Raw genomic sequence first — 5,920 nt, forward strand, 5'->3', positions numbered from 1 at the left:
AGGAGCCGGCTTGCCGGCGAAGGGGCCCTGATTCCTGGCACAGATCGGCTATAGTGCGGCGCGGGTTTTGTTCTGGAGGCATCCCTTTTGCGTATCGCGTTTCTCTTCTCGGCCTGGCTTCTGAGTTTCAGCGTGCTGGCAGCGCCCAATGATGTGGCGACCCTGGACCGCAGCACCTGGCCGGAAAAGCTCGACAATCCGACCCTGTTCGACGTCGCCTCGCGGGCCGAGATCCTCTCCTTCGCTCGCGCCTTGCTGATCAGCGAAGCCTGGGACGAGGCCTCGATGAAGCAGCGCCTGGGCCTGCGGATGATCAACATGGAGGCGATCTCTGAGCTGCGCGAACATCTGTGGCAGCGCCTGCTGGATAACTACAACTTCGCCCAGCAGAGCTGCGACCAGGACGCGTCCTTCTGTTACCTGGTGGAAAACATGCAGCAGTTGCGCAAGCAGGCCGGCAAGTTCCATCTGGCGCAGGACTCCTACTACGCGCGCTGGGGCGAGCCGAGCCGGACCTTCCACGAGCAGTACCTGGACGAATTGCTGCGCAAGGCCGCGCTGTCACCGCAGACCAGCAGCGAAGTGCTGCGCTTTGGCGACTACGAGCGCAATGGCGACGAGCTCAATGACCGGCTGTTTCTGCTGACCTTCGACAGCGCCGCCAACCTGGCGCCGGACAACACGCCCTGGCTCACCAACTACCTGCGCAAGGCCAACCTCAGCGGCACCTTCTTCGTTCTTGGCAACGATATCCAGAACCGTCTCGACAAGGCGTCGGTGGCCAGCCTGCAATCCCTGTATTCCCGGCAGTGCGTTGGGGTCCAGGGGTGGGAATTCCGTTCCCACAGCCATTGGCAGGACTGGCAGTACTCGATCCAGCGCAGCGCCGACCTGGTGAAAAGCAAGCTGCCGGAAAACTACGTGCCGCTGTTCCGCCCGCCCTATGGCCAGCGTCGCGCCGACGCCCAGGGCTTCTTCAATGCCCAGGGCATGCAGGTGGCGCTATGGGACATCGACGCCCAGGATGGCGCCGGCAAGCTCAAGGCCGAGGACAGCGGGCAGAGAGTGTTGACCTTGATGCTGCTGTGGCGACGCGGGGTGATCGCCTTCAATGCCAAGCAGGATGGGGTCAAGAGCAGCCTGCCCTGGTTGCTGGCCCAGACCGCGCAGAGCGGCATCGGTTGGGAAGACTGCCAGGATGCATTTCGCTGAAACGAAACAGCCTGCGCAAACAGGGAGAAATGGCGGTTGAAGAGGGGAAAAATAGCGGGATTTCGAGGCAGGCGGACTTCCGACTTTAACGGTGCCCGGGCCACTCGCCAAGGGCTATTCGTCACTCTGCAAAATAAACATCAAAAAAGCGTCAAAGTGCTTTTTCCTGTCACGGCTTTTGGAGTATTACGAACTCAGACCGCCGAAACCTGCGACACAGGTGGCGTCTCCCAAGACTCCTTGTGTGTGCAGGTCACCTGAACCCCCGCGGGTGAATTCGGTGGCCCTTCGAGGCGCGATACCCCATGGTATTGCGTCGACTGGCTCCCACATAAGGTGACCGAGTATGGATGACCACGGACGTAGCTCTTCTTCCAACCAGCCAATCCTTTATGTACTCGATACCAATGTATTGATTCACGATCCAAACGCCTTACTGAATTTCGAAGAACACCACGTCGCCATCCCCATGACCGTCCTCGAAGAGCTGGACAAGCTCAAGAGCGGGCATCACAGCGTGGCCGCCGAATGCCGCCAGGCCATCCGCCTGATCGACAAGACCCTGGGTGAAGCCTCACCCGAGGACGTCGAGCTGGGCGTACCGATCCAGCGTGGCAAGAGCGGGCCCAAGGGCTTGCTGTCGATCCTCATGAGCAAGCGCAACGAGCCCACCAGCCTGTTGCCGGACAACCTCAACGACAACATCATCATCAACCAGCTGATCGACCTGCACGCGCGCAACAAGGACCTGCCCGTGGTGCTGGTGACCAAAGACATCAACATGCGCCTCAAGGCGCGGGCCTGCGGGATCGCCGCCGAGGACTACAGCACCGACCAGCTGGTGGACGATGTTTCCCTGCTGCCCAATGGTTTCCACAACATGAGCGGCTCGTTCTGGGACCGCGTAAGCAAGGTGGAAACCCGCCAGGACCATGGCCGTACCTGGCACCAGGTGCAGTTGATCGACAACCTGCCGGCGGTGCACATCAATGAATTCATCATCGACGAACAGGGCTTTGTCGGCTGGATCAAGGAAATCCGCGCCGATGTGCTGCTGATCCTCGACCTGCATCAGGAACCCCTGTTGCACCAGGAAGCCTGGGGCCTGAAACCGCGGGACATCTATCAGGGCCTAGCGCTGTACGCGCTGCTCGATCCGGATATCCACCTGGTCAACCTGTCCGGCGCCGCGGGCTCGGGCAAGACCATCCTGGCCCTGGCCGCCGCTATCGAGCAGACCATGGTCAGCAAGCGCTACCGGCGCATCATCGCCACCCGCAGCGTGCAGGGGCTGGACCAGGAGATCGGCTTCCTGCCCGGCACCGAGGCGGAGAAGATGGAACCCTGGCTGGGCGCCATCACCGACAACCTCGAAGCCCTGCACATGGATGACGAGAACACCCACGGCAGCGTCGACTACATCCTCAGCAAGGTTCCGTTGCAGTTCAAATCCCTGAACTACATCCGCGGCCGCAGCTTCCAGCAGAGCCTGATCCTGATCGACGAATGCCAGAACCTTACCCCGCACCAGATGAAGACCATCATCACCCGTGCCGGCGCCGGTTCCAAAGTGGTGTGCCTGGGCAACCTGGCACAGATCGATACCCCCTACCTGTCGGCCACCAGTTCTGGCCTGACCTACCTCACCGAACGTTTCAAGGACTTCCCCAACGGCGTGCACATCACCCTGCAAGGGGTGCCGCGCTCGATCCTGGCGGAATACGCCGAAAGCCACTTGTAACCTCACCCTGGAACACAACGGGCGGCCCTTGGGCCGCCCGTTGCACTTCTGGCGCAGGCTCAGGCCAGTTGCTGCAGTTCCTCCAGCTCGCTGGAACGACTGTGGGCGCGTGCCATCAGGCTGTAGATCGACGGCAGCACGAACAGGGTGAACAGGGTGCCCACCAGCATGCCGATGACGATCACCAGCCCCAGGCCGAAACGGCTGCTGGCGCCGGCGCCGGAAGAAAACAGCAGCGGTACCAGCCCCACCACCATGGCGGCGGTGGTCATGAGGATCGGCCGCAGGCGGATCCGTGCCGCGCGGATAATCGCCTGGGCCGCAGTGCAGCCCAGGGCCGCGCGCAGTTCATTGGCGAACTCCACCATCAGGATGCCGTGCTTGCTGATGAGGCCGATCAGGGTCACCAGGCCGATCTGCGTGTAGATATTGATGGTCGCCAGCCCCAGCGCCAGGGGAATCAGCGCGCCACAGATCGACAGCGGCACGGTGATCAGGATGATCAGCGGGTCGCTCAGGCTTTCGTACTGCGCGGCCAGCACCATGTAGATCACGATGAGGGCGAACAGGAAAGTCAGCAGCAGGGCATTGCCTTCGTGGATGAACTGCCGCGAATCGGCCTGCCAGTCATGGCTGAAACTGGCGGGCAGGGCCTGGCTTTGCTGCTGCAGGAAGGCCACCGCCTGGCCCAGGCTGACCCCCGGGGCGGGGATGCCCTGGAAGGTCGCGGCATTCTGCTGGTTGAACTGCTTGAGCTTGTTGGGCTGGATGCTGTCATGCAGGCTGACCACGGTGGACAACGGCACCTGGGTGCCGCTGTCGGTCTCCACGTAGAAGCCGTTGAGGGCCTGGGGTGTCAGGCGCTGGGCCGCCGCGCTCTGGGGAATCACGTCGTAGGAGCGGCCTTGCAGGGCGAAGCGGTTGGTGTAGTTCTCGCCGATCAGCACCGCCAGGGTGGTGCCGATGTCCTGCATGCGGATGCCCAGGCTGTTGGCCTTGCTGCGATCGATGCGCACCTCGGTCACCGGGTTGTTGAACTCCAGGTCGCTGTCCACCACCGCGAACAGGCCGCTGGCCCGGGCCTGCTGCTTGATCTCCTCCATGGCCTGGAACAGCGAGCGGTAGTCCTCGGTGCTGCGGATCACCAGTTGCACCGGCAGGCCGCCGGTGGAGGCCGGCAGCGGCGGCAACTGGAAGACGAAGATCGAGTTGCCCTCGACCGCATCGACCTCCTGCTGCAACTGCTGCTGGATGCTGGCCGCGCTGCGCTGGCGTTGCGACCACTCGCTGAAGTTGACCCCGGCGAAACTGGCGGCCACGCCGTCGCTGCCATTGATGATCCAGGTGCTGACGGTTTCCGGCAGGCCCTGGAGGATCGCGTCCAGCTGGTAGGCATAGCGCTCGACATAGTCCAGGTTGGCGTGCTGCGGCGACTTGATCGCCAGCAGCAGGTTGCCCTGGTCTTCGTTGGGCGCCAGCTCCTTGCTGGCGTGGCCGTAGAGCCACGGCAGGCTGAGCAGCACCAGGGCGGCAAACGCCAGGACCGCGCCGCGCCAGCGCAGGGAACGCACCAGGCCGTGCTGGTAGAGACGTGCCAGCCAGTGGAAGAACTGCTCGGCCCAGCGGCTCATGCGGCCTTCCTGCTGCCCCGCCGGCAGCAGCTTGGCGCACATCACCGGGGTCAGGGTCAGGGCCACTACCCCGGAGATCAGCACCGCGCCGGCCAGGGTCAGGGCGAACTCCTTGAACAGCGCGCCGGTCAGCCCGCTCATCAGGCCGATGGGCATGTACACCGCAGCCAGGGTGATGGTCATGGCGATCACCGGCGAGGCGATTTCGCGGGCCCCGACAAAGGCCGCCTGCAACGGCGTGCGACCCTCCTTGAGGTGGCGGTGGATGTTCTCCATGACCACGATGGCATCGTCCACCACCAGGCCGATGGCCAGGACCATGGCCAGCAGAGTCAAGAGGTTGATGCTGAAGCCGAACAGGTGCATCAGCGCCAGTGCGCCGACCATCGACAGCGGAATGCTGACCACCGGGATCAGCACGCTGCGGGCCGAGCCCAGGCACAGGTAGATGATCGCCACCACGATCAGGATGGCTTCGATCAGGGTTTCGATGACCTCGATGATCGAGGCCTGGATGAAGTGGGCGGTCTCGAACGCCAGGGCCACCTCCACTCCCGGCGGCAGGGTCTTCTGGATCTCCGGCAGCAGGCGCTTGATGTCGGCGACGATCAGCAGCGGGTTGCCCTTGGGCGTGGCATACAGGCCCAGGTGCACCGCCGGCTTGCCGTCCATCAGCGCACTGGTTTCATAGGACGCCGAGCCCAGCTCGACCCGGGCGATGTCCCGCAGGCGCAGCAGGTGGTCGCCACGGTTGCTGATGACCATGTCGCGAAACTCGTCGAGGTTGCTCAGGTCGGTGTTGACCTGGATCGACGAGATCACGTACTGGCCCTTGATCTGCCCGGGGGCGGCCTGGAAGTTGTTGGCGCGGATCGCCTGTTCCACCTGGGCCGCGCTGACGCCGTGGCCGGCCATGCGCTGCGGGTCCAGCCACAGGCGCATGGCCAGGCGCTGGCCGCCGAAGGTCTCGACCTTGGCCACGCCCTCGATGCTGGAAAACAGCGGCTGTACCACCCGGCTGAGGTAGTCGCTCAGCGCCGAGGCGGACAGCGAGCGGCTGGCGAAACCGACATAGGCCACGGCGGTGGCGTCCCCGGCGGAACGCTCGATCACCGGGTCGTAGGCCTGCTCGGGCAGGCGGTACTTGACCTGGTTGACCTTGGCGATCACCTCGCTCAGGGTCTTCGACGAATCCTGGTTGAGGGCCATGCGCAGGGTGATCAGGCTGCGCCCCTGGACCGAGGACGAGCTGACGTAGTCCACCCCCTCCACCGAGGCCAGGGACTGGTTGATCGGCTGGGTGACAAAGCCCTGCATCAGCTCAGCCGGCGCCCCG

3 protein-coding genes are annotated in these 5,920 nt (G+C 63.7%); 2 read left to right on the top strand and 1 reads right to left on the bottom strand.

Annotated elements, in window-relative coordinates:
- Positions 1 to 87: 87 nt before the first annotated feature.
- Together F6S12_RS29075 and F6S12_RS29080 are read left to right on the top strand one after the other, a co-directional pair.
- The gene (locus F6S12_RS29075; protein WP_123430098.1) at positions 88 to 1,212 is read left to right on the top strand and encodes a polysaccharide deacetylase family protein; all 1,125 of its coding nucleotides are present in this window, start codon (positions 88 to 90) and stop codon (positions 1,210 to 1,212) included.
- Positions 1,213 to 1,558: 346 nt separating this feature from the next.
- Complete coding sequence (locus F6S12_RS29080) at positions 1,559 to 2,953, top strand: PhoH family protein (protein WP_011059380.1); 1,395 nt, start codon at positions 1,559 to 1,561, stop codon at positions 2,951 to 2,953.
- Between the two features lie 59 nt (positions 2,954 to 3,012).
- On the opposite strand, the gene F6S12_RS29085 is transcribed toward F6S12_RS29080, so the two are convergent.
- Positions 3,013 to 5,920, bottom strand: a 2,908-nt coding sequence (locus F6S12_RS29085) for an efflux RND transporter permease subunit (protein ID WP_315869639.1), incomplete at its 5' end; no start/stop codon positions are given.

This window comes from Pseudomonas sp. JV245A (assembly GCF_032424515.1).
Taxonomy (GTDB): domain Bacteria; phylum Pseudomonadota; class Gammaproteobacteria; order Pseudomonadales; family Pseudomonadaceae; genus Aquipseudomonas; species Aquipseudomonas protegens.